2 protein-coding genes are annotated in these 1,671 nt (G+C 62.9%); both read right to left on the bottom strand.

The window, feature by feature from the left end:
• On the bottom strand, positions 1 to 938 hold a 938-nt coding region (locus EN943_RS36890; RefSeq protein WP_164778607.1), incomplete at its 3' end, for a lipid A biosynthesis lauroyl acyltransferase.
• A gap of 13 nt (positions 939 to 951) precedes the next feature.
• Positions 952 to 1,671: zinc-binding dehydrogenase (locus tag EN943_RS36895; protein WP_127416603.1), on the bottom strand; the 720-nt coding region annotated here is incomplete at its 5' end.

Raw genomic sequence — 1,671 nt, forward strand, 5'->3', positions numbered from 1 at the left:
CCGCCGCTGATCTCCCACCTTTTGTGGAACCACATCCACTGGCCGGGATCTTCTCGCACCCAGCGTTCAACGACGTCGTTGAGACGCTGGGTGGTGGCGTGGACATCGACGCTGCCGTCAGCGGTGCGCGGCAATGTCAGCTTGTCCTCGATTTCGAGCCGGAAGCGGTTGCCTGACAGCCTGACGCAGCGCGCCGGATAGACGTCGCAGTCGTAGTGGCGGGCAAGGGTGGCCAGCACGCGATTGCTCTGGCAGGGACGGCCGAAGAATGTCGTCTCCAGTCCATTGGTGAATTTCTGGTCGACAAGGATGCCGATGTTGCCGCCGTTCTCCAGGACTCCGGCCAGGGCGAATGAGGCGCCCGCCATGGATGGCAGCAACGAGCCCATGGTCGAGCGGCGCGTCGAGAGGATGTAGTCGGCAAGGTAGGGATTGTTGGGCGGCCGAAACAGCGCCGTGATGTTCATTCCGAAGGTCGCCGCCGCCACCGGCAGCAATTCGAAATTGCCGAGATGGCCGGTAAAGACGATATGCGGCTTCTCTTCGCCAGCGATTTCGACGAAGTGGTCAGCTCCCTTGACCTCGACGCGGCCGGGCTTGCTGGCTGTGGGGTCATAGTCGAAGAGGGCATCGAGAAAGATGTATTCCGCGGCAAGACGGGCCATGTTGCCCCACATGTCGGAGGCGATCGCCTGGATCTCGGCTTCGCCCTTTTCCGGATAGGCCTTGCGCAGATTGTCGACGGCAACCTGATGGCGCCCTACCCGAGGGCCGACCATGCGTGCGACGCGGTCGGCGAAATTCAGCGCACTGTCGGCCGGCAGCAGGCGCAGGACCGAGATGATCATCATCGCCGCCCGCGCCACCAGCCAGTAATTGAGCTGGCGCAGTTGCCTGCCGTAACGAAATTTGAGGTCCCGGCGGAACTTCTTGAACACAGAGGTCAAGGCTCTAGCCGACGCGCAGGATGATCTTGCCGAAAACGTCGCGGCCTTCCATGCGCTTCAGCGCGGCGTCGATACCGTCGAAGCCGACTTCGGTGTCGATGACGGGTGCGACCTGTCCCGCCGCCATTTTCTGCATGGCGTTAGCCATGTTTTCCATGCGGCAGCCAAAGGAGCCAAGCAGTTTCAATTGCTGCTGGAACAGCTGCATCAAATTGATCTGCGTCGACACGCCGGAGGTCGAACCGCAGGTCACCAGGCGGCCGCCACGCTTCAGGCACAGCATCGAGGCGGCGAAGGTGTCGGCGCCGACATGTTCGAAGACGACATCGACGCCCTTCTTCTTGGTCAGCTTGCGCACGACACCCTCGAAACGGTCGTCGCGGTAGTTGATGACATGGTCGGCGCCGAGCGCCTTGGCCTTGTCGATCTTGTCGTTGGAGCCGACCGTGGTGATGATCGTGCAGCCCATCCGCTTGGCCAGCTGGATGGCTGCCGAACCGATGCCGGATCCGCCAGCATGGATGAGGATGGTTTCGCCGGGCTGCAGCCTGGCGTTGTCGAACAGCATGTGCTCGACCGTGCCGAAGGTGACGGGCGCCACCGCTGCGCCGATGTCGGTCACGCCGGGCGGGGCAGGGACCAGCAGGCGGGCCGGCAGGTTGATCTTTTCCTGCGCGAAGCCGGCGAGGTGGGAGCCGTGAACGCCTGAAACGTGTTCGCAGAG

The organism is Mesorhizobium sp. M7A.F.Ca.US.006.01.1.1 (genome assembly GCF_003997935.1).
GTDB lineage: Bacteria > Pseudomonadota > Alphaproteobacteria > Rhizobiales > Rhizobiaceae > Mesorhizobium.